Consider the following 24,030-nt stretch of genomic DNA (forward strand, 5'->3'; position numbering starts at 1 on the left):
ATGAAATTTTAACTGAGATAATTCTTGTAATAATTGTTGTTGTTCAGCTTCTAAAGAAACAGGATGATAATCTTTATTATTTAAAATACCTATTAATCGATCTAATTCTTTAACATATTTTTCACGAAAAGAAGAATAAATGAGTTTCCCATATTTCTGATTCAAATTATTAATTTTTTGTTCTATTCTATTAAGATCATTATTAATTTGAGTTTCAGATACATCAGAATTCGCAATAAAATGAAATTTTAACTGAGATAATTCTTGTAATAATTGTTGTTGTTCAGCTTCTAAAGAAACAGGATGATAATCTTTATTATTTAAAATACCTATTAATCGATCTAATTCTTTAACATATTTTTCACGAAAATACAAAATATTTTCATCAGAATAATTATTCGGTAATGCTGTTAATTGATGTAATTTTTCTTTAGAAAAATTTGGTAAACCCATAATTTTCGATAACGGAGCAAAATCAAATTTTTTAATAAAAAGCAAAAGAATTAATAAAAGAATAAAAAATATTAAAATAACAAAAGAAGTAAAAAAAATTCCTCTAGGCGGAGATATTTTATTTTGAAAATCATTACTAGAATAAGAATAAGATGAATTGTAATAAGAATTAGGAGAAAATTTATTAAAAAACTTTAATTTCGGTAATAAACGCAAAATGTTAATCATTAAACTGATAACCCAAATAATTAAGTAAAATACAACAAAAATAATTAACCAAAAAATTACATTAACAAAATAATGATAATAATTTTTAATAAAATTAAAAATATTACTCAAATAAAATATGGCATTTTGCAAATTCACAACACAAACTCCTTTTTTTACAAAAAATATTTAAAAAATTTACACAAACTTTAAATTCAAAAAGAAATTTTCTTTTTAGAATCTAATAGAATTTAAAATACCATTTGTTACTGTTTCATATAAAAAAAATATAAATTTTGATTATTTAAGAACTTATATAAAAAAGAAAAAATCCATTTTTTAATACTACATAAAAAATCACCTCCTTTAAAAAAAGCAAATAAAATTAAATCAAAAGATAAATTAAATGTGTTAAATATAATGAATTTTATTAATAATGTTTTATTGACATTGTTTTTCTTATTTGTTAGAATGAAACTCAGAGTATATCATCATTTCAATTTGATTAAAAATTTAACTCGGTTATATAAATGCAAATATTAAATATTTTATTAGAAGTTTTACTTTTTTATTATCTAAATAGTAAAATTTCTATTAAAATTTAATTTGATAAAATTAATTATTTTTTGATTTAAAAAACTATAATCCGAAAATATATTAAAGTTAAATTTTTTACTAAAATTAACCAAAAATTGATAAAAAGGAGCGAAAAAACCAAAAAAAATGAAAGAATATGAATTAATGTACATTATAAAACCAAATATAAGCCTAGAAAAAGCGCAAGAAATAGTAGAAAATTTAAAAAAAAATTTTCTCAAAAATAAAGACATTAATTATTTCGAAGAAATTACTCCAACTTCTATAGAATTAAAAGAATTAGCTTATCCAATTAAAAAATTTAAACAAGGTTATTATGTGCAATCAACAATCAAAGCAGATAATACATTTGTAGAAAAATTTAATAAATTAATAAAAATAACCGAAGAAATAATTCGTTTTCTGATTATCAAAAAATCAAGATAATATATCGATAGGAGAAAATAATGATAAATAGGGTATTTTTAATAGGAAGAATCACTAAAGATCCTGAAATAAGATTTACAAAAGAAACTAACATACCTTATGTTGTTTTTAATTTAATCGTGGATAGAGAATACACAAATCAAGAAGGCAAAAAAGAATCAGATATAATTCGTTGTATTGTTTGGGACAAACAAGCGGAAAATTTAACCAAATACATTACTAAAGGTAGTTTATTAGCTGTAGAAGGTAAAGTTAGAACAGAAATATACGAAGATCCCAATAATAACCAAAAAAACATTTTCGATATCAAAATCGTGTGTAAAAATATTAAATTTTTAGAAAGCAAAGGATATTCAGATTATAAAAAAAATAAACAAAAAAATGAATATTCCGATAATTTGAATATTGAACAAACATTATTAAATAATAGAGATGTCAAAAACCATAATCAAAATTTCAATAATAAAGAAGATGATGATGATTCCCTTTTTTAATATTTAATTTTAAGAAATAATAAATACTAATTGTAACCAAAAGGAATGTAAATAAAATTAATATGCAAATAATTAGAAAAAAATATTTTAAAAAACGCCGTAAAGTTTGTTTTTTTACGCAAAATAAATTCACTAATATAGATTTTAAAAATATAGAAATCCTCAAAAAATTTATAACTAGTGAAGGTAAAATTTTACCATCAAGAATAACTGGAGTGTGCGCTAAATGGCAAAGAAAATTAGCAATAGCTATAAAAAGAGCGCGTCACATGGCCTTAATACCTTTTGTTGAAAAGTAAACATTTTATAAATAATAAACAAGTTATTTTAAAAACTTGTTTTGTTTTTTTATATAACACAATTATCTTTATTGTTAACCCGTTTTTTTAGAAAAGAGAGTTTAATTATTAATTATGTTAACATTAAGAAAAAAAAATCTTAATTATAAAAAATTTTTTTTATTTATAATTTTGATTGGTACATTTTTATATATGACCTTCCTTGATTATGATAACATCAAATTATTAATTCATAACCCAAACAAAGAAATTCAAGAAGTAAAAAAAATCATTATTAAATTATTTTTTAGCATTTTAGGAAAATTAGTTATTTTTTTTATCTTTTTAAGCATTTATATGCATTTTCGAAGAAGTTTACAAATTAAAAAATTACAAAAAAGATTATCTTTGTGGTCCAAATTATCTTATTACATAGATAAAATAGGTGAAGAAGTTTTTAATGAATTAACTATAGGGATTATAGTAATAAATACTACAAATAATACTATTGAATGGATAAATACTTACGCTAATAAAATCTTTAATAATCCCAATATTAATACATCTTTACATTTAATAAATAACAAAATGGCCGAATTATTAAATACCCAAGATAAAGAAAAACAAATAGTTTTAAATATAGGAGCTAAATATTTCGATTGTCTATATAAAAAAGAATTTAATGTTTTTTATTTATTTGACGCAACACAAAGAGAAAAAGTACAAGCTCTTTACCATCAATCTACACCTGCTTTAATATTTTTATCATTTGATAATTTAGAAAATTCGTTAAAAAATTTAGATTTTTCTGAACAATCACAAATAAAAGTAGAATATTTAAGTGCTATTTCCGATTTTTTCGAAATTTATGAAAGTTATTTGAAGCAATTATCAGATGATAAATTTTTACTTTTATTAAAAAGAGAACAATTAGAAAATATGATATTAGAAAAATTTTCAATTTTAAAAAATATCAGAAATATTTCTGAAAAATATAAATTAAATATCACTTTATCTATGGGAATTGCTTGTTATAACTTACCTTTTAACCAATTAGCTTATTATTCTCAAAGCGCATTAGAATTAGCTCAAAAAAGAGGCGGAGATCAAGTAGTTATTAATATTGAAAATCAAAAAATTCAATATTTTGGAGCAACTAAAGCTTCTTTAAACACAAATTCAAAAATAATCTCTAGAGTTAATTCGGAAATAATTAAAGATTTAATTCAAAAACATCATAATTGTTTTTTTATGAGTCATAAAAATCCAGATTTAGATGCTTTTGGATCTATGATTGCTATTTGTGAAATAGCATATGCATTAAATAAAGATCAAGATCACTACATTATTGTGGATACAAATTTAATGGAAAAAAATTTCAAAAACATTTATAAAACTTTAAGTAAAGAAAATCCAAAACTTTTTAAAAGTATTATTGATGTTCAAAAAGCGAGTAAAATAATAAATAAAAATTCTTTAATCATTATTGTAGACAATCAATATTTAGAAATCTTAGATAATAAAGAGCTATTAGCTTTAACCGATAATATAATCATTATTGATCACCATCGTTCTTCAGAAAAAATTATTCCAAATAAATTTGCCTATATAGATGCCTCTGCTTCATCAACCGTAGAAATGATAATGGAGTTAATATATTTTTTAAATCATCCAATTTATATTTCTCCTTTAGAAGCTACTATTATGTATGGAGGTATGATTATTGATACAAATTATTTTACTTTTAGAACAAGCGCAAGAACTTTAGAAGTAGCATCACGTTTAATTAATATGGGGGCTGAAAGTCACAAAATTAAATTATGGTTAAGACAGGATTTCAATCAAATTTTAGAAATGAATCAATTGTTGTCTCGTATGGAAATTTACATGAAAAAATTCGCCATTATTACAAGTAATAAACCTATTAATGATCGTTCTTTTTTAGCTAAAGTAGCAGAAAATTCTTTAAATGTACAAAATATTGAAGCAGCTTTTGCAATAGGAGAATTATCATCCACTAATCAAATAGGTATTAGCGCTAGATCTTGTAATGATAATATTAATGTGCAAATTGTTATGGAACAAATGAATGGGGGAGGGCATATCAATAGCGCAGCTGCCCAAATTAAAAATACTAATATCAAAGACGTTGTATTAGAATTAAAAAAAATTTTAAAAAACGAATATCAAGAAGGGAATGAAAATATGAAAATTATTTTATTAGAAGATTTAGATGATAAAGGCAAAAAAGAAGAAATTATTCAAGTTAATGCTGGTTTTGGTAATTTTTTAATTAGAACAAAAAAAGCTCTTTTAGCGAATCCTCAAAATATTAAACAACTAGAACAAAATAAAAAAATTCAAGAAGAAAAAGAACAACAAAAAATTCTATTAATGACTAAACTAAAAGAAGAAATAGAAGATAAACAAATTACTCTTCAAATAAAAATAGGTCCAAATGGAGAAATGCACGGAAAAATAACTCCTAAAAATATTATAGATGAACTTTACAAAAGTTATAATATTTTGTTAGATAAACCTAAAATAATTTTAGATAATGAAATAAATGCTTTGGGAATTTATAAAGCTAATATTATTTTAAAAGATAACATTATAGCCACTTTAACAATTAATGTAAAAGCTAAAAAATCATGAATGAAAACATAAAATTACCTTATTACGCAGAAGCGGAAAAATCCATTTTAGGAATTATTTTTTTAGAACCAAAACAAATTATTAATGTATTGGGACGTTTAGAAGTTAGCGATTTTTTTAATCTCAATAACCAAAAAATTTTCCAAGCAATTCAGGAATTATTTGAAACATCAAAATCTATCGATTATTATTCGGTATACACATTATTGCAAAATAAAAATATTCGTATAGACGGTGGACAAAACTATTTAATCCAATTAGGAGAAATAATTCCGTCTATTTATCATTTAGATACATACATTAATTTAGTTAATGAAGCAGCTATAAAAAGAAATATTATCCAAACTGCTTCTTCTATTGTTCACGAAGGGTTAAACAACCCTGACATTGAACCGCAAATTTTTTTAAATTTAGCAGAAGAAAAAATTTTTCAAATTTCTAATAAAAGTAAAACTAATAATTTCGTTAAAATCAACAATTTAATAGAAAAAGTACAAGAAAATACTCTAAATAACTTACAAAATAAAAACATTATCGGCATAAGTACTGGTTACACCAATTTAGATGAAGTAACTTTAGGATTAAAAAAAGAAGAATTAATTATTATCGCTGCTAGACCTTCTATGGGTAAAAGCAGTTTTATGACTAATTTAGCGATTAAAATGGCTCAAAATAATAATTATCAAACCTATGTAGCTATTTTTAGTTTGGAAATGTCCAATGAACAATTAGTAACAAGAATATTAAGTTCTCAAAGTGAAATACCTCACAAAAATATCCAATTAGGATTATTAAATCAAACTCAAAAATCATTACTAAAATTAACAGCTGATAAGCTCAAAAAATTAAATATCTATTTTGATGATTCAGTAGCAGTAAATATTTTGGATATAAGAACACAATGTCGTAAATTAAAACATCAAAATAAATTAGATGTAGTAATTATTGATTATTTACAATTAATTCGAAAAAATAACCCAAATAATCGTCAATCTGGTTTTAATAATCGTCAAGAAGAAGTTTCTGATATTTCCAAAAGTTTAAAACAAATGGCTCGCGAATTAAAAATACCAGTTATAGCTTTATCTCAATTATCTAGGGAAGTAGAAAAAAGAGAAGATAAAAAACCTATTCTATCGGATTTAAGAGATTCAGGAAGTATTGAGCAAGATGCAGATATAGTTATGTTTTTGTACAGAAAAGGATACTATTCAAAAGAAAAATATAGCGAATATAACATTGATTTAGGGCATACAGAAATAATTATTGCTAAAAATCGCCAAGGTATAACAAGTACTAAATTTTTTAATTTTGATTCAAATTGTTTATTATTTAACGAAACTGACCACTTAATAGAATAAATTAAAATAGGATGATATAAAGATTTAGATGTTTAATAAATTAGAATTGATCAAAAAAAAATATTTAAAAAATCAAAAAAAAATATTAGAAAACCCAAAAAATCTTCAAAATATCGATTTATTAAAAGAAATAAATAAACTCCAAAAAATTGTTTTGATTTATGAAGAATATATTCAATTAGAAAAAGAATATAAAAAAATAAAACAAATATTATCTAAACAAAATTATCAAATTTGGGATAAAGAAATAATTAAGTTATTAGAAACAGAAAAAAATAATTTAAATAAAAAAATACAAAATAAAACTCATCAATTAGAAAAATTATTATCTCCAGAACAATATAACAAAGAAGATAAACAAAATGTAATTATAGAAATCAAAAAAGGTATCGGAGGACAAGAATCTAACTTATTTGTAGCAGATTTATTTAGAGCTTATAAAAAATATATAGAAGATAAAAAATGGAAATTAGAAATAATAAACCTATCATCTACTACTAAAGAAGGAATTTCATCTGTTGAATTTTTAATTAACGGGAAAAATGTTTTTTATTATCTTAAATATGAATCTGGAATACATCGGGTACAACGTATTCCAAAAACAGAAAATAAAGGGAGAATACACACTTCTACAGCTAAAATATTAGTGATCCCTAATGATGATAATCATCCTAAAATAGACATTAATTGGAACGATATTAGAGTAGATACTTTTAATGCTAGCGGACCTGGAGGGCAATCTGTTAATACAACGAAATCAGCAGTAAGATTAACGCATTTACCTACAGGTATTAGTACAGCATGTCAAACAGCTAAAAGCCAACACGAAAACAAAGAAAAAGCTTTTAAATTATTAATTAATAAAATTTATTATCAAAAACAATCTGAACAAAAACAAAAAAAAAATCAAATAAAAAAAGATTTAATAGGGAAAAGTGATAGAAGTGAAAAAATAAGAACTTATGACTATCCCAATAATAAAATAACAGATCATAGAATCAATTTATCAATATATAAATTAAATGATTTTATGGAAGGAAATATGGATTTAATTATAAAACCTTTAATAGATGAGTTTCAACAACAAAAATGGAAAGATAACTTTTAAATAATTTATGAAAAAATTAAATAATATAATTATTTTTCCCACAGATACTGTTTACGGAATGGGCGCACCTTGGCATGACAATCAAAGTTTAAATCAAATTTACCAATTAAAACAAAGAGCTCTCAACAAACCGATGGCTCTTTTATTTTATAATTTAGAACAGATAAAAAATATTATACAAATAGATAACCAAATAATAAAACTATCTAAAAAATTTTGGCCAGGACCTTTAACTTTAATAGTGAACACTAACAAACGATATTTCCGAATTACTAAAGAAAATAAAATTGGTATCAGAATGCCAAATCACCCTATAGCTCTTGAAATATTAAAAAAAGAAGGGCCTTTAAAAACTACTTCTGTAAACCAAAGTGGACAACCACCTTTAAATAATTTTAAAATTATTAAAAAACTTTACCAGTATAAAGTAAAAAAAATACTGCCCAATAACTATAATTCATCCAACATACCTTCTACAGTAATAGAAATAACTAATAATAATTTTAAAATATTAAGAGCAGGTTCTATCGATATAGAAGAATTCATTGCAATCTTTAGTGATCAAAAATAATAAATTTATATTATTTGTAATTTAAAAATCTTCTAAATTTTTATTATAAATGACTTGTTGAACAAAGAACTCTGAACATTCTGAAAATTTAATAATACCAATTTTTAATTTATAAAAAAATTTAAAATTTAACAAAAATAATTTATAAACAAAATCCATATTTAAATTATTAATTTCTTTTAAAAAAAACGAAGTTTTAGCAAAAGAAAATTTGCACCAAGAAGATATCGAAGAAACATTACTATTATTTAAAGAATAAAAATAAATTAGAATTAATTCTTGTAATGTTTTAATCATTTGAAAAAAAACAGCAAAAAAATTTTGAAATTTATTCGTTAAATAAACAAATAATAAATAACTTTCTAAAGTATTTTTAGTTACTAATAATTTAATTAAAGATAAAATATTTTTATCATCTGATTCGTAAAAAATTAATTCTTTAATTATTTTCAAATTATCAATTATTTTATCCTTGAAATAATAAGCTTTTATTTTGTTTATTTCTTGTTCTAATAAAAATAAATCACCTCGATAATGATTAATTAATTCTTTAGCCAAAATAGATTTTATATCCAAAGATATTTTAAAATTATCATCTTCAAATGATGTTAAAATATAATTGTATAAATCTCGGGAATTATTAATTGCAAAAATTTCTTCCACATGCATAAAAGATTTTAATTTATTATATAAATATGAAAAATTAAAAATATTATATTCTAAACTAATGAATAAAATAATATTTTTTCGTGGTTTTTCAAGAAAATCAAACAAAAAAGAAAAATCTACTTTATTTTTCGATTCTAATAAAACAGAAATATTTTCTATAAAAATAATTTTTGTATTTAAAAAAGAATTAAAAGTATATAAATGCTTTTGAATGTCGGAAATAATTTTAGAATATTCAGCAACATTAAACTGAAATAACCAAAAAGAATAATTTTGTTCAAAAGCTAGAGAAATAATTTGTTGTTTTCTTTTTTCCAAAAAAAATAATTGTTTATAACATAATAAAGTATTAGACAACACTTATTAATTCACCTCTAATTAAAAAAATCAATCAGAATCAATAGCACGGGGATGACATTTTAAATAAATTTTTTTCAGATATTTTTGACTAATATGAGTATAAATTTGAGTAGTAGTTATATCTTCGTGACCTAAAATTTTTTGTAAAATTCTTAAATCCATGCCATTTTCTAATAAATGTGTAGCAAAAGAATGTCTTAAAGTATGAGGAGAACACGCAGATACTTTAGCTAATGAAATATTCTTTTTAAAAATTTTATAACAACCTTGTCTAGATAAGCGAAAACCTTGATAATTTAAAAAAACCCAATCATTCTTTTTATCTTGAGATTCTAACGAAGGTCTAATTTTTTTCAAATAATAATGAAATAATTTTGCAACGTGTTTAGTTATTGGTACTAACCTTTCTTTATCGCCTTTACCGATAATAAAAATCTGAAACTTTTCCAAATATAAAGATGACAAAGTTAAATTTAAAATTTCAGATATTCTTAGTCCCGAACTATACATTAATTCAAACATCAATTTATCACGAAAACTTATAACAAGAGAATTATTATTTTTTATTTTATTTAAAAAAATAATAATTTCTTCAGAAGATAATACAATTGGTAATTTTCTAGTAATTTTAGGTATTTTCCAATTTTCAACAATATTTTTATTTATACATTTTTCCAAAAACCAGAAAAAATGTATTTTTTTAATAACAATAATCTTACGCGCTACTGTTCTGCTACTTAAATCATTATTTTTAGAAATATAATTAAGAAAATCAGAAACATTATTTTTTTTTATTTTGTTAGGATTATTTAATTTCAAAATATGAAATAAAAAATTTAAATATTGTTTGGCATCAGTTAAATAAGCTTCTATAGTATTGCGTGATAATAATAATTCTTGTAGTAAATAAATTTTAAATTTTTTCAAAGTATTTTCAATCATTATATTCACAACAAATTCCTTCTTAATTAAAAGATTATTAAATTAATTATTATTAATATCTCAAATAATTAAATACATAAAAAAAGTTGTTAAAGGTATCTTAACAAGATTAGTTAAAAAAATAGATTCCCAATAAAATTCTTTTGTTGTGGCATAAATTAAAAAAGTAGCAATAATAGAAATTAAATAATTAAAGATACAAGTAATCAAAGAAATATCCTTTTTTTTATAAATATATAAATATTTAGAAATGATATCTATTCCACCTGTAGAACCGCCAATTCTAATACAAATTCCACCAATAATACCAGTTATTAAAGAAACCATAAAAACCCGTAATAAATTACTAAACCAAAACTTCCCCTCATAATCGAAAAGACCAAAAACATTTTGCATTTTGTTCCAAACGAGACCATTGTTGCCATTAATTAAAATAGTTAAAATAGTTAAAAAAAGAAAAATAAAAATAGTATTGCAAAGAGTAGTAATATTAAATTTAATATCTAATTTAGGAAAAGAAATAAAAATTAACAAAATAAAATTAATTAAAAGATAAAAAAATGCTGCAAACATACCTACAAATGAAGAATTTTGTTGAAAAATAGCAAAATTACTTTTCAAAACTTTTGCAATAGCGTCACCAATGCCATGAACTCCTGTAACGTACAAATTTATTTTATAATTACCACTAACAAAAAGAATATCAGCTAAACAATAAAAAAAACATAAAAAAATATTGATTAAAATGAAATTAAAATTAATTTTTTTAATTTGAGAAAAAGTAGTGGCATTTTCTTCTTTTTTAATCACAAAAATAACCTTTTCTAACTAATTTATAATTTTTTACCAAAAAATCAAGCAATTAAATTAAAATCCAATTTTTTATAAAAAAATCAGAAAATAAATTTAGATATAGTTTATATGTGTAGATTATATCATAATATAACTTAAATCTAAAAGATTTTCTGTTTTAATATTTCTATTAGACATTTTTTTAAATGTTAAAAATATATAATTTATAAAATAATCAAAAAAATATTTTATATATATATTTTCTATTAAAAATTATTAAAAAGAATATTTAATTCCTAAAATTTCTCTGATTTTATTAACTTTTTGTTGAGATATAGTGTTAGCTTTAAAAGCTCCATTAGATAAAGTATTTTCCAAAATTACATCGTTAATAATATTTTTAAAATTATTTTGAATAATTTTAATTTTTTCTAAAATCAAAAATGCTAATTTTATTTTAAACTCTCTATAGGAATAATTAGAAAATAAAAATTCTGCTTGAGAAATTTCAATACCCTTCAAACCTGCATAAATCGTTAATAGATTAGAAATTCCAGGTTGTGTTTGAGGATCATAGTTTATTTTACCTATATTATCAGTTACCGCTTGCATCACTTTTGTTTGAATATTATTCAAATCTTCTAATAAAAAAATACAACCTTTATCTTGATCTTTATCTAAAAAACTACTTTTACTCATCTTTTTATCAGGATTAGTCAAAGAATTAATAGTATAACCTATGTTTAAAAATTCTGGAATTTTAAAAAAATTTCCATAAAAAGAATTAAAACGAATAGCTAGATCGCGAGTTAATTCTAAATGTTGTTTTTGATCTTTTCCGACTATAACTATATCAGCATCATAAAGTAAAATATCAGATGCCATTAAAATAGGATAAGTAAGAAGAGAAACTTTTACATTGGATGATTTTTTTTTATTTTTTTCTTTAAATTGAATCATTCTATTTAATTCGCCTAAATAAGTATTACATTCTAAAATATAACTTAAATATGTATGAGCAAAAATATCTGATTGAAGAAAAAAAGTAGTTTTAGATAATGATAAACCAGAAGATAATAAAATAGCTGTTATATTACGTATTACTTTTTTTAAATCGAATTCTTTAGAAAAAGTTGTTAAAGCATGTAAATCAGCAATAAAAAAATAAAATTCATATTGTTCGGGAAATTTTTTTTGCAACAATATCAAAGGTTGAATAATACCGAGCCAATTACCTAAAGTTAAATCTCCACTAGGTTTTATTCCGGTAATAATAATTTTTTTTTTTAAAAATTTATTATTCATAAATCAAAATCCTTTTTTAATTTAATTGATTTATTTTTAACTTTAAAAATAATATAAAAAAAAACAGCAAATAATATAAATAAAAAAAATTCTCTCAAAAAAACTGCTATTTTTCCGCTAAAATAATTAATTCCTAAAATAGGTTCTCCAAAAATTTTATTTTTATGAAGATTATAATCACATTGAATATTCGGATAAGGAAACCAGCATTTATCAAATGTGCAATTAACATCTAAAAAAGTTTTAAGAGGTTCTAATAAACATAAAAAATAAAAAAACAAATAAATTAAAGGGTGAATAAAAGACAAGAAAATTTCTTTATTTTTAATTTTAGATATTTGTAAATAAATAAAAATTATAAAAAAAGTTAAAGGAATAATAGTATGCTGAATAATACTCAAAAAATGACTGTCATAAATATTTTTAAAAAAGTTTTCATTAAAAAAAATATTTTTTTGAAAATAATTAAAAAACACATTAAAATCATTATATTGGGTCCAAATAGGAGCAAGTACCATATTATAAACAAAAAAAGTTAATAAAGCATTAACCAATGTTATTAAAACAAAAATTTTTTGTTTTTCTTTGTTTTTCATTCCAACCGAAAAGACATATGAAATAAATAAAATGGATAAAATCATTTGATTAGTAAAAAATCTATAATGATAAAATATTTTTTTAAAAATATTTTTTATGTTAAAAATATTAACTTTATAAAAAATAATGATAAATATATCAGAAAAAATAGTAAATATTAATAAAAATAAAAGTAATTTAAAAATAAATTTGTTTTTAATATTTAAAACATTAACAGAATCGTTTTTATATTTTATATTTATTAAATTTTTAATCATATAATTATTAACTATTTTTTTAATTTAAATTAAAAACCTTTCTATTTTTTTAAAAAAACATAAAAACTCAATTTGAAAAATTAATAAAATTTTTATATTTTATTTTATAATTTATTTTTCTTATTTTTATAAAATAAAAAAAATGTGTTAATAATTTTCAAAATATTGCTTTTTTAAAATTATATAATTAAAAAAATATTTTTTAAATAATAAAATTAAAATATTCAAATATTTAATTAAAATTAAAATCTTAAAAAACTTGATAAAAAAATGTGAATAAGTTTTAAGTAAAAATTTAAAACAACTGTATTTTACATTTTTTTTAAATTATAAAAAAATTTTTTTTTGTGAATAAGTAATGTGAATAAGTGCTTTTAAGAATCGAATTTTAAGTTTTTTTACATATTTTTTGTTTTTTTAAATTCATTTTTTAAAAAATTTGTTGGTTTTTTATTTAAAATAGTAAAAATTTAAAATCAAAATGTGAATAAGTTTTGAATAAGTAGGGGGGATTTTCTAATAAAACTTGAATAAGTATCTTTAAAATGTGAATAAGTATCTTTAAAATGTGAATAAGTATCTTTAAAATGTGAATAAGTTTTATGTTTTAAATAAAAAAAACATGATTAATTCTAAATTTTTTAAATTCAAAGTGTTTTTAATACTTCGAATGCATTCAATAATAATAAAGAAATATTAATAGATAAATTTTATAAAAATTTATAAATTTTAAATGTTTAATAATAAACATATTATATAAATTTATACATTTAATATAAATTTATAAATATTTTTAAAATAATTCTATAAATATAAATATTAACAAAATATAGATATACAGTATATAAAAAATTATGAATATTAAAAATATTAAATCAAATCAATTACATTATCATCTTATTTTTTTTAAATTTAAATACTTTATAAGTTTTGTAAAAAGATATAAGGATTAAATATTATTTAAATTATTAACATTATTTTTAATTTTTTAATAAGCGGTTAAATAAAAAAATTTATAATAATTAAATATAAAAAAATATAAAAAGTTAGTTTTAATTTTAATTTTATTAATTGGTTTAAATTTCTAAAAAAATTTAAATTTTTATTTTAATTTATTTATTTTTTAAATCTAGATTTTTATTTTTTTAATAGTTTAAAAATTTATTTATGTTATATAATAGAGTTATTGAAAAAAATTATAATTAATTCGAATTATTTTGAATAATAAAGATAGGTGATTGTTTTGAAGATTGTTTATGATGGTTTAAAGCAAGGTAATGTTTATGATTTTGTAAAAAAATTAAATTATCCTAGTCAACATGTATCAGAATTTTTTGATAATAATGATAAAATTATTTTAGTAATTAAAACAGTTGGTTTCGGAGAATTATCTCAAGAAGCTAGAGATTTTTTGAAAAAATATTCTCATTTAGTTATAGGTTTAGCCTCTTCTGGTAATAAAAATTATGGTTTTAATTATGCTAGATCCGGAGATGTTGCTTCTCAAGAATTCGGTATTCCTTTGATTATGAAATTTGAAGGGAAGGGTTTTACAGAGGATGTTCGAAAATTAAATAAATGGATTGAAAATTATAATAAATCAGGGATTGATAATATAGGAGGAGTGAGTTTTAGTTTGGATTATAAATATAAAAATTCTTTTAATAATAAAAATAAATTTTTTGATAATAATAATTCAATTCCTCATTGGATAATTTTGAATAATCAAATTATAGATGAAGATGGTAATATTAAGGATCTTAATAAAGATTTAGAAGCTTTAGAAAGTTATTTATCTGAAGAAATTAAACCTAAATTAAAGAAGTTTGATAATTTATCTGATAAATTAAAATTTTTAATTGATAATGAATATTATGAAAAGGATTTTTTAAATCTTTATTCCTTTGATCAAATTAAAGAAATTTACAAAATAGCATATGATTATAATTTTCGTTTTAATTCTTTTATAAGTGCCTATAAATTTTATAAAGATTATTCTTTAAAAACTAGAGATAAAAAGAATTATTTAGAAACTTATGAAGATCGTTTAGTTATTAATTCTTTATATCATGCTTCTGGGGATTTTGAATTAGCTAAGAAATTAGTTAATAGTTTAATTAGACAAAATTTTACTCCAGCTACCCCTACTTTATTAAATAGCGGACTTAAAAAAAGAGGAGAATTTGTTTCTTGTTTTCTTTTAGAGGCCGGAGATTCTTTAAATGATATATCTCGTATTATAGAATTTACTATGCAATTGTCTAAAATAGGCGGAGGAGTTTCGATAAATTTATCTAATTTAAGAGCTAAAGGAGAATCTATCAAAGGGATCGCTAATGCATGTAAGGGTGTGATTGGTGTAGCTAAAATTTTAGACTATGTTTCTCGTTATGCTGATCAAATGGGACATAGATTAGGAGCAGTTGCTATTTATTTGAGTGCTCATCATGCTGATATTTTAGATTTTTTAAATTCTAAAAAATTGAATGCAGATGATGATATCAGATTAAAAACTCTGTCTTTAGGTGTTGTAGTATCTGATAAAATGATTTCGTTAGCTAAAGAAAATAAAATGATGGCTTTGTTTTATCCTCATAGTATTTATAAAAAATATAAAGTTAATTTTGCAGATGTTAGTGTTGAAATGAATAAATGGTATGATATTTTGGTTAATGATTCTGATATTGATAAAAAATTTATAAATCCTAGACATTTATTAGAAACAATTGCTCAATTACAAGGTGAATCTGGTTATCCATATATCATGTTTTGCGATAATGCTAATAAACAAAGCACTTCTAGCCAAAAAATTAAATTTTCAAATTTATGTACAGAAATATTACAACCTTCTTTAACTTCTCATTATGCTCCTTATGATCAAAGAGATAAAGATATGATTGGTATGGATATTTCTTGTAATTTATCTTCTGGTCATATGGGTAATATGATTAAAAATAAAAGCATTAAAGAAACTGTTTTTTTAGCTATGGAATTGATGAATTCAGTTTCTTTAAAAAGTAATATTCATTATGTTCCGGGAGTATGTAAAGCTAATAAATTAAATAGAAGTGTTGGTTTCGGAATGATGGGTCATCATAGTTTTTTAGTAGAAAATATGATAGAATTCGGTAGCGAAGAAAATTTAGAATTGATTGATGTTTTTTTTAATGCTGTTAATTATTATTCTCTGTTGCATTCTAATTTGAAAGCTAAAAAAACAGGTCAAAAATTTTTTAACTTTGAAAAATCAACTTATGCTAGTGGCGAATATTTTAAAAATAGAAAAGCTATTATGCCTACAATTTCGAAAATCAAAAAGATTTTTAAAGATATCGAATTACCTACTAACGAAGATTGGGATGAACTACGTAAAAATGTTATGAAGTATGGTTTATGGAATTCACATAGATTAGCTATAGCTCCTAATGGTTCGATTGGATATGTTATGTCTACCACATCCTCTCTAACGCCTATCAAACAATTAGTTGAAGAAAGAACTTATGGAAATTCTAAAACTTATTTTCCAGCTCCTTATTTGTCTGATTTTTCTTTTATGTACCAAACTGCTTATCAAATTGATAAATTTAAACTAATAAATGTTATAGCGGTTGCACAAAAACATATAGATCAAGGGATTTCTTTCGAATTATGCATTAATTCTGATATGAATACTAGAGAACTACAAAAACTTTATTTATATGCTCATCATAAAGGAATAAAAACTCTTTATTATACTAGAACTCGAAAATTAAAATTATCCGAATGCGAAGCATGTTCTATTTAATTATTTTTTTTATATAAAAAAATATTCCATAAGGAGAAAATGATTATGTCATTGTCGGTAAGACAAGTTTTAGATAAAGTGGTAGAGGAATTGTCTTTAAGGTGTAGTCCAGAAGTTTTTAAAGCTAATTTTATTAATATGAAAAATCCTTATAAAATAGAAAAAAACACTATTTTTATTTTGGTTAGTAATTTTATTAAAACTAAAATTATTTTAATGAATTATTTAGATTTAATTAATGAAATTTCCAAAAAATATTCTGATAATGACATTTTTTTTAAATTTTTGTCTGACGAAGATTTGTTAACCAATTCTGATAAAAGTAATATTATAGACACTAATGATTCTTATAATTTAGATAAAAATAAATCTTTAAATATTGATTATTTTTGTGATCTGAAAGAATTTAACTTGAATTATAATGATAATTATTATACTGGTTTAGAATCTAAATATAATTTTGATAATTTTGTTATAGGGGAAAGTAATGATTTTACTTTTCGAATTGCTAAAAAAACCGCTAACGAAGAAATATTGTTAAGAGCTAATCCTTTATATATTTTTGGAGATGTTGGTTTGGGTAAAACTCATTTAATGCATGCTATAGGTAATTTTATGATTCAAAAAAATCCCAATAAAAAAATTTTGTATGTGAAAGCTGAAGGATTTATGGAAGAATTTACTTCTAAATTAAAACAAGATAAAATGGACGATTTTCATGTCAAATATCGAAATTTAGATGTTTTATTAATAGATGATATTCAAATGATGGAAAACGCTAAATATACGCAAATAGAGTTTTTTAAACTTTTTGATCATTTAAATTCTCAACGCAAACAAATAGTTATTACTAGTGACAAACCTGTGACTCAATTAAAAAAAATTATGGGTAGATTAACAAATCGTTTTCAATCGGGTTTAGTAGGTGATATTAAGAAACCTGATCAGCAACATTGTTTAAAGATTATTCAGAAAAAGTTATTATCGATGCCAAATAATTTAAGAAATAAATTGAATAAAGAAGTTTTATATTTTATTTCTTCTCATTTCGGCGATAATATTCGTGAATTAGAAGGAGTTTTAGTTCGTTTATTGAATTACACCCAAATTTATGGTTTCGAAATGAATTTAACTAATTCATTGATCGCTTTAGAACCTCTTTTAAAGAATAAAAATAATATTTCTCCGGAAGAAACTGATATTAGGAAAATTCAGAAAGTTGTTAGCCGATCTTTTAATATTAAAGTAAGTGATTTGAATGGTCATTCCAGAGATCCCCAATTTTCTTTGCCTCGCGATATAGCTATTTATTTAATTAAAAAGAGAAATAAAATTTCTAATGAAATGGTAGGATTTTTATTTAACAAAAGGCATTATTCGACTATTTCAAAATCTTATCAGAGAATTAAAAATAAAATTAAAGTAGATCAAAATTTAGAACAAAATATTCAGAAAATAATGTTAAAACTAAATAATGATAATCTGGATTTGGAGGGTTAATTCAAACAATTATGCATTTAGAAATTACAAAGGAAGTTTTATTGCATTATTTATTACAAATTTATAAAATACTTCCCCCTAAAACTCTTTTTCCTATTTTTCATTATATTAAAATTAAAACTTTAAATAATGTTTGTTATTTAGAAGCAATGGATTATAATAAAAATATTCAATTACAAATTAAAGATAATGATTTATCAATTAAAAAAAATGGCTCTTTGGTAATTATAGGTAAACATTTAGTGGATATTATTAAAAAAATTGATTCTTGTTCGTTAGAAATGACTCTTGTAGAAGATTATTTATTATTTATTAATTCTAAAAATTCTGAATATAAATTAAAAGTTATTGATTTGCAATTTTTTCCACCTGTTAGTTTCGATTTTGAATCTGATAAATTTTTAATTATTAAAAATGAATTTTTAAAAAAAATTATTAAAGAAGTTAATGTTGCTGCTTCTCGCGATAAACAACAAAAAACTCTTATGGGAGTTAATTTTATTTATGAAAATTCTATTTTAAGAGTTTTAGCTACGGATACGTTTCGAATTGCACAAAAAGAAATGCCATTAGATTTGGATTATTTCGATTTTAACATTACTGTTTCTTATAAAAATTTAGAAGAATTATATAAATTATTAGATTATCAAAAAGATGAGTTTGTTCGTATATCTATTAATAAACAAAAAATGATTTTACAATGTGATAGTTTATTGTTTCAAACTACCCTTTTAGAAGGTAAATATCCTGCGTGGCCTATCATCAAGGTTAGTTCTTTCCCTTTTTTTGTAAAAATAAATAGATTAGATTGTTTAAAAACTTTAGAAAGAGTTTCTTTAGTTTTAACTAAAGAAGAGAATGTTTTTTCTAATATTATTAGGTTGTACATTAGATTAGATAATGTTATAGAAATTTCAGCTAATAGTGATGAAATCGGTCAAGCTTCAGAACATTTAAAAGCTAATGAGGTTTTTGCTAAAGAAAATGTGGAAACTTTTTTAAATGTTCAACATTTAGAAGATATTTTAAAGGTATTTACTGTTAAAGAATTCAAAATTATTTTTGATGGTTTTGCAACATCTTTTGTTATTTGTAGCGAAGAAGATACTAATATATTGTATTTAGTTTTTCCTGTTATTGGCCGAAATTAATATATATTTAAATAAAATACGGCGGTTTATTAATATGATAGATTATCTAAAAAAAAGGGATATTACGATATATAATTTAATTTTAAAAGAGCAAAAAAGGCAACAAGATTGTTTAACATTAATTGCTTCTGAAAATTTTACATCTTCAGCTGTTTTAGCAGCTCAAGGAAGTGTATTAACTAATAAATATGCAGAAGGTTATCCTGATAAAAGATATTATAATGGTTGTAAATGTGTCGATGAAATTGAAAAAATAGCGATTTTAAGAGCTCAAAAATTATTTAATGTTAAATATGTGAATGTTCAACCCCATTCAGGAACTCAAGCAAATATGGCTGTTTTACAAGCTTTATTGAAGCCTAATGATGTTATTTTAGGTATGTCTTTAGATGCGGGAGGGCATTTAACTCATGGTTCTATTTTAAGTTTTTCTGGTATTTTTTTTCGTTCTTTTAGTTATAGCGTTTCTCCAGAAACAGAAATTCTTGATTATGAAAATATTCTCAAAATAGCTTGTCACGTAAAACCAAAATTAATTATAGCAGGTGCTTCTGCTTATTCCAGAAAAATTGATTTTGTAAAATTTCGTCAAATCGCTGATAAAGTTAATGCTTATTTAATGGCAGATATTGCTCATATAGCGGGATTAATAGTAAGCCAGTTACATCCTTGCCCTTTGCTTGCTAAAGCTGATGTAGTTACTTCTACTACTCATAAAACTCTCAGAGGTCCTAGAGGAGGAATTATTTTAACAAATAGTTTGGAGATAAGTAATAAAATCAATAAAGGAATTTTTCCCGGAATACAAGGAGGACCTTTTATGCATACTATTGCCGCTAAAGCTGTTTCTTTCAAAGAAGCTTTAAAAGATGATTTTATATCATATCAAAAACAAATTGTTAAAAATTCTCTGTGTTTAGCTGACCGTTTAATAAGTTTAGGTTATCGTGTAATTAGTGGTACTACAGAAAATCATTTATTAACAATCGATGTTACTTATAAAAATCCACAATTAAATGGCAAGATTGCAGCAGATGTTTTGCAAAAAATTAATATTATAGTGAATAAAAATTTTATTCCTTTTGACAAGAGGAAGGGTTTTTGTCCTTCGGGGATTCGACTAGGAACTGCCGCTATGACTACAAGAGGTTTTAAAGAAATAGAATTTATTAAGGTAGCTGATATGATAAATCGCGCTTTGATAAATTATCAAAATGATATTATTTTGAGGCAAATAAAAAAAGAAGTTTTAACCTTAATGGCTAAATATCCTCTTTTTTCATATTGTTAAATATTTTAAATATTAATATAATTTTTTATTAATTATTTTTAATTTAATTTTTAATTTAAATCTTGCTAATATGTTAAAATGTATTGGTATGTTTTTCTAAAATCTTAATTATAAATATTTTTGTATTTTTATTTATGATAAAAATATTAATTTATTTGCTTAGAAAGGATTGATTTATGAAAAAGACTATTCAACATCCTAATTTTTATGAAATTGAAGTTTCTTGTGCTACTTGTCATAAAAAACATAAAATCGGAACTACTGTAGAAAAAATAAAAATCGAAACTTGTTCTAATTGTCATTCTTTTTATACTAATTCGCAATCTTTCGTTACAGTTGCTGGTAGAATTGATAAATTTTATAAACGCTATGGTAAATCATCGGGCGCCAAAGAGGCCTAAATTTCATGCTATCTAACCAATAGCCAGGGCCGATAAACCCTGAAAGGATATGGTCGGTTTATCAGACGAAAGAATGATAGATTATAGCAGACCATAAAAGCGGGTTGCGACGAAAGCAAATTAGTCAAGAAGACACTGCCACCGAATAATTCCATGGAGAAGCCTGAAATGGCCTAAGAAGGAAATTGATGTAATATTAAACCTGTTCCGGAAGTTGCTGAAGCGGACAGTTCAGAGTCTATCGATATAAACCGTTAGTATTGGATAGTTTATCACTTAACCAACCTGGAATCAGCCTCCCAAACAAAGAGGTCACTTCCCCTAAAGAATTAAGGTAGAAATTTAGCGTAACTTGGAGAATCCTAAGACTAAGTAATTCAATTTACCAATCAGGAAATCAAAGCCCTGATAGTTAAGGATAAAGAATCTGTTTAGTAGTCGTAAGAATAAATCTAGTTTTGGAATAAGCTAGCTAATCGTCTTACCAAGAAGAGAGTTAACCACTCTTATAGGGCGAAAGCAGAAAGTAATTTATTGATGAATGATATTTTTGAATATTCAAAAAGAGTAAAAGGTCAAGAATAAACATTTAACTAGTGGTGACACGAAGTTAAACCCAGAATAGGGATAAATTATGGAAAGCGGTGTGCTGGGAAACTTGCTCGCACCGTTTGGACGGGGGCTGTTGGTAATAGTTGATAGAAAAACAAATCCTATCAATGAAACGCAAATAATTTATCTGTAGCTTAAAAAAATTAAACATTTAATTAATTGATATTTATCAATGAAGTGAGAGGTTGTCCTTTATAATGATGTTGGTAGATGAAGAGGGTTTTGTAGAGATTATTTGTGGTCCAATGTTTTCGGGAAAAACAACCGAATTAATTAAACGAATTAATTTTTTAAAATCTTTGAAATTACAATTTTTAGTTTTTAAACCGTTTATTGATAATCGTTATTCGTGTAAAAGCGAATTAATTAATCATAATTTAGAAACAGCTCCTGCTATTCTAATTCGCCAAAGCAAAGAAATTTTTAATTTTATGAAATCTGGAATTGATTTAATAATCATCGATGAAGCTCAATTTTTAGATTCTGATATTGAAACTATTGTTAATGATTTATCTTATAAAGGCATACGTATTATTGTAGCTGGTTTAGAATTAGATTTTCGCGGCAGACCCTTCGGTTCTATGCCATATTTATTATCTATCGCTGATAAAGTTACTAAATATAGATCTTATTGTTTTCTTTGTGGAAAAGAAGCGTCTCGAACCCAAAGAATTTATTCTAATTTGAAAAATAAAGTTTCAATCGAAAAAGAATCGATAATTTTAATAGGTGGAAAAGATTACCATGAACCTTGTTGTCGTAAATGTCATAAATTTTAAATTCTTTTTTTATAATAATTTTATTTTAAGTTTGAATTTTTTATGGAAAAAAAACATTTTTTGTTTATGAAAGAAGCTTTTAAGGAAGCTCAAAAAGCTTTTGAAAAAGGAGAAGTCCCTGTAGGAGCTGTTGCGGTTATAGATGATAAAATTGTAGCTAGAGCTCATAATAATACAGAAAATAGTCAATTATTTTTTAGTCATGCAGAATTTTTAGTTCTTATAGAAGTTAATCGTCAATTAAAAAATTATCGTATGAATATGGTAAGTATTTATGTGACTTTGGAACCCTGTATTATGTGTTTTGGAGCTTTAATTCAATCCCGAGTTAATAAAATTTATTATAGTGCTTTTAATATTAATTTTAATTTTTATCATAATTTTTTATACATTTACAATAATTTAAAATATCATGAAAAATTTGTTAAATTATTTATTTTTGAATCAGAAAGTCAGAATATTTTGAGAATGTTTTTTGCTAATTTAAGACATAAAAAATTTTATAATTGATTTTTTAATGTATAATAAATTAGTGGATAATTTTTTTAATTATATATTTAATAATTTTTTTAAAAATCATCATTCAATGTTAATTAAAATGAATTTGGTCAGATCTTAGTTGAAGCAGCCATAAATTTTTATTTCATGTGAATGGTGATTTTTAAGAAAATTTGTTATATAATTTATATACATAAAGATAATTTAGTTTTTAATAAAATAAATATAGGATAGGTTAAGGTTTTGGGTTTTAATTTTGGGAATAAAAGTAAATTTCAACTTTTGCCTTTAGTTTTTGATGCTGTAAAAGGTGATCCTTTTCATGAGGAGGATTATCAGTTAGATCAACAACAAGGTAAAATTCAATTTTATTATTTGAAACAAAATGAATATCAAGATAATTTTACTAAATTAAATCAGTATGTTGTTTGGACTTTAAAAGGTAATATTTATCGAGTTTTCATAGATAAATTTTATTATGAAAAATTTAGTATTTTATATCAACCTGAAATTAATATTTATTTTATTAAATATATTTTTTCTTCTTTAAACCTTTATAATTCTATGTTATTGAATAGATATTTTTATATGTTGTTCGGATTTTTATTTTATTTATTGAATGTTTTTGTATATTTTAAATTAAACTTTTTTTCAAGCAATCTAAAATTAATATTAGTTTTTATGTTTTTCCTATTATTATTAATTTGCTCGTTCTTTTTAATTAGATATCAAAATAATATTTTTTTAGATAAAAAAAAGAAATTATCAAAAGAATTTCAAAATAATATGGAAAATTTTTTAGGCAAAGAAGTCACTGAAAAAATTTTGTCAGAACACAAAGAATATTTAACTTTAATATCAAATAAAAAACAAAATGAATAAATTTACTATTTTGGAATTCAACTTGAAAGATGACAATTATTTCGGAAAGGCATTCTTAAA

General features: G+C 22.4%; 21 protein-coding genes. 15 read left to right on the top strand and 6 right to left on the bottom strand.

The annotated features are described in order from the left end of the window. A partial coding sequence (locus OC701_RS00510; protein ID WP_304514166.1) for a hypothetical protein occupies positions 1–819 on the bottom strand: 819 nt, incomplete at its 3' end. 564 nt (positions 820–1,383) lie between these two features. Between OC701_RS00510 and rpsF the strand changes: the two genes are divergently transcribed. The 7 genes from rpsF (at position 1,384) to OC701_RS00545 (ending at position 8,150) form a co-directional block, all read left to right on the top strand. Next, on the top strand, positions 1,384–1,683 hold the full coding sequence (gene rpsF / locus OC701_RS00515) for a 30S ribosomal protein S6 (protein ID WP_304514167.1): 300 nt from the start codon (positions 1,384–1,386) through the stop codon (positions 1,681–1,683). A 20-nt stretch (positions 1,684–1,703) separates the two neighbouring features. Then, entirely contained in the window at positions 1,704–2,177 is a 474-nt protein-coding gene (locus OC701_RS00520) for a single-stranded DNA-binding protein (protein ID WP_304514168.1), read from the top strand. A 62-nt stretch (positions 2,178–2,239) separates the two neighbouring features. Continuing rightward, the gene (gene rpsR / locus OC701_RS00525; RefSeq protein ID WP_304512493.1) at positions 2,240–2,476 is read left to right on the top strand and encodes a 30S ribosomal protein S18; all 237 of its coding nucleotides are present in this window, start codon (positions 2,240–2,242) and stop codon (positions 2,474–2,476) included. Between the two features lie 114 nt (positions 2,477–2,590). After that, a complete protein-coding gene (rplI, locus tag OC701_RS00530) occupies positions 2,591–5,110 on the top strand; it encodes a 50S ribosomal protein L9 (protein WP_304514169.1) in 2,520 nt (839 codons plus the stop codon). After that, positions 5,107–6,471: a replicative DNA helicase gene (gene dnaB, locus OC701_RS00535; protein ID WP_304514170.1), complete on the top strand. Its 1,365-nt coding sequence runs from the start codon at positions 5,107–5,109 to the stop codon at positions 6,469–6,471. Before rplI ends, dnaB begins: the two co-directional genes overlap by 4 nt. 28 nt (positions 6,472–6,499) lie before the next feature. Further along, on the top strand, positions 6,500–7,579 hold the full coding sequence (gene prfA, locus OC701_RS00540; RefSeq protein ID WP_304514171.1) for a peptide chain release factor 1: 1,080 nt from the start codon (positions 6,500–6,502) through the stop codon (positions 7,577–7,579). Positions 7,580–7,586: 7 nt separating this feature from the next. Further along, positions 7,587–8,150 (top strand): L-threonylcarbamoyladenylate synthase, encoded by a 564-nt coding sequence (locus tag OC701_RS00545; protein ID WP_304514172.1) that lies wholly within the window; start codon positions 7,587–7,589, stop codon positions 8,148–8,150. A 21-nt stretch (positions 8,151–8,171) separates the two neighbouring features. On the opposite strand, the gene OC701_RS00550 is transcribed toward OC701_RS00545, so the two are convergent. From OC701_RS00550 to OC701_RS00570, 5 genes are all read right to left on the bottom strand, one after another. After that, complete coding sequence (locus OC701_RS00550) at positions 8,172–9,176, bottom strand: DNA polymerase III subunit delta (RefSeq protein WP_304514173.1); 1,005 nt, start codon at positions 9,174–9,176, stop codon at positions 8,172–8,174. A 30-nt stretch (positions 9,177–9,206) separates the two neighbouring features. Next, the gene (locus OC701_RS00555) at positions 9,207–10,121 is read right to left on the bottom strand and encodes a tyrosine-type recombinase/integrase (protein WP_304514189.1); all 915 of its coding nucleotides are present in this window, start codon (positions 10,119–10,121) and stop codon (positions 9,207–9,209) included. A gap of 60 nt (positions 10,122–10,181) precedes the next feature. After that, the gene (locus tag OC701_RS00560; protein ID WP_304514174.1) at positions 10,182–10,931 is read right to left on the bottom strand and encodes a YitT family protein; all 750 of its coding nucleotides are present in this window, start codon (positions 10,929–10,931) and stop codon (positions 10,182–10,184) included. Between the two features lie 258 nt (positions 10,932–11,189). Next, a complete protein-coding gene (gene trpS / locus OC701_RS00565; RefSeq protein WP_304514175.1) occupies positions 11,190–12,218 on the bottom strand; it encodes a tryptophan--tRNA ligase in 1,029 nt (342 codons plus the stop codon). Next, entirely contained in the window at positions 12,215–13,072 is an 858-nt protein-coding gene (locus OC701_RS00570; protein WP_304514176.1) for a hypothetical protein, read from the bottom strand. Before OC701_RS00570 ends, trpS begins: the two co-directional genes overlap by 4 nt. 1,234 nt (positions 13,073–14,306) lie before the next feature. On the opposite strand from OC701_RS00570, the gene nrdE reads away from it, so the two are divergent. From nrdE to OC701_RS00610, 8 genes are all read left to right on the top strand, one after another. Beyond that, a complete protein-coding gene (gene nrdE, locus OC701_RS00575) occupies positions 14,307–16,856 on the top strand; it encodes a class 1b ribonucleoside-diphosphate reductase subunit alpha (RefSeq protein ID WP_304514177.1) in 2,550 nt (849 codons plus the stop codon). A gap of 45 nt (positions 16,857–16,901) precedes the next feature. Beyond that, a complete protein-coding gene (dnaA, locus tag OC701_RS00580; protein ID WP_304514178.1) occupies positions 16,902–18,356 on the top strand; it encodes a chromosomal replication initiator protein DnaA in 1,455 nt (484 codons plus the stop codon). Positions 18,357–18,367: 11 nt separating this feature from the next. Then, complete coding sequence (gene dnaN, locus OC701_RS00585) at positions 18,368–19,507, top strand: DNA polymerase III subunit beta (protein ID WP_304514179.1); 1,140 nt, start codon at positions 18,368–18,370, stop codon at positions 19,505–19,507. Positions 19,508–19,541: 34 nt separating this feature from the next. After that, positions 19,542–20,798: a serine hydroxymethyltransferase gene (glyA, locus tag OC701_RS00590; protein ID WP_304514180.1), complete on the top strand. Its 1,257-nt coding sequence runs from the start codon at positions 19,542–19,544 to the stop codon at positions 20,796–20,798. Positions 20,799–20,974: 176 nt separating this feature from the next. Next, on the top strand, positions 20,975–21,199 hold the full coding sequence (gene rpmE, locus OC701_RS00595) for a 50S ribosomal protein L31 (RefSeq protein WP_304514181.1): 225 nt from the start codon (positions 20,975–20,977) through the stop codon (positions 21,197–21,199). Positions 21,200–22,008: 809 nt separating this feature from the next. Beyond that, positions 22,009–22,590 (top strand): thymidine kinase, encoded by a 582-nt coding sequence (locus OC701_RS00600; RefSeq protein WP_304514182.1) that lies wholly within the window; start codon positions 22,009–22,011, stop codon positions 22,588–22,590. 42 nt (positions 22,591–22,632) lie between these two features. Then, positions 22,633–23,100 carry a nucleoside deaminase gene (locus tag OC701_RS00605; RefSeq protein WP_304514183.1) on the top strand — a complete coding sequence of 156 codons (468 nt, stop codon included), beginning with the start codon at positions 22,633–22,635 and terminating at the stop codon, positions 23,098–23,100. A 231-nt stretch (positions 23,101–23,331) separates the two neighbouring features. Continuing rightward, complete coding sequence (locus OC701_RS00610) at positions 23,332–23,970, top strand: hypothetical protein (RefSeq protein ID WP_304514184.1); 639 nt, start codon at positions 23,332–23,334, stop codon at positions 23,968–23,970. The last annotated feature ends 60 nt before the right edge of the window (positions 23,971–24,030 follow it).

It is taken from the genome of Candidatus Phytoplasma bonamiae (assembly GCF_030586845.1).
Lineage (GTDB): Bacteria > Bacillota_I > Bacilli_A > Acholeplasmatales > Acholeplasmataceae > Phytoplasma > Phytoplasma bonamiae.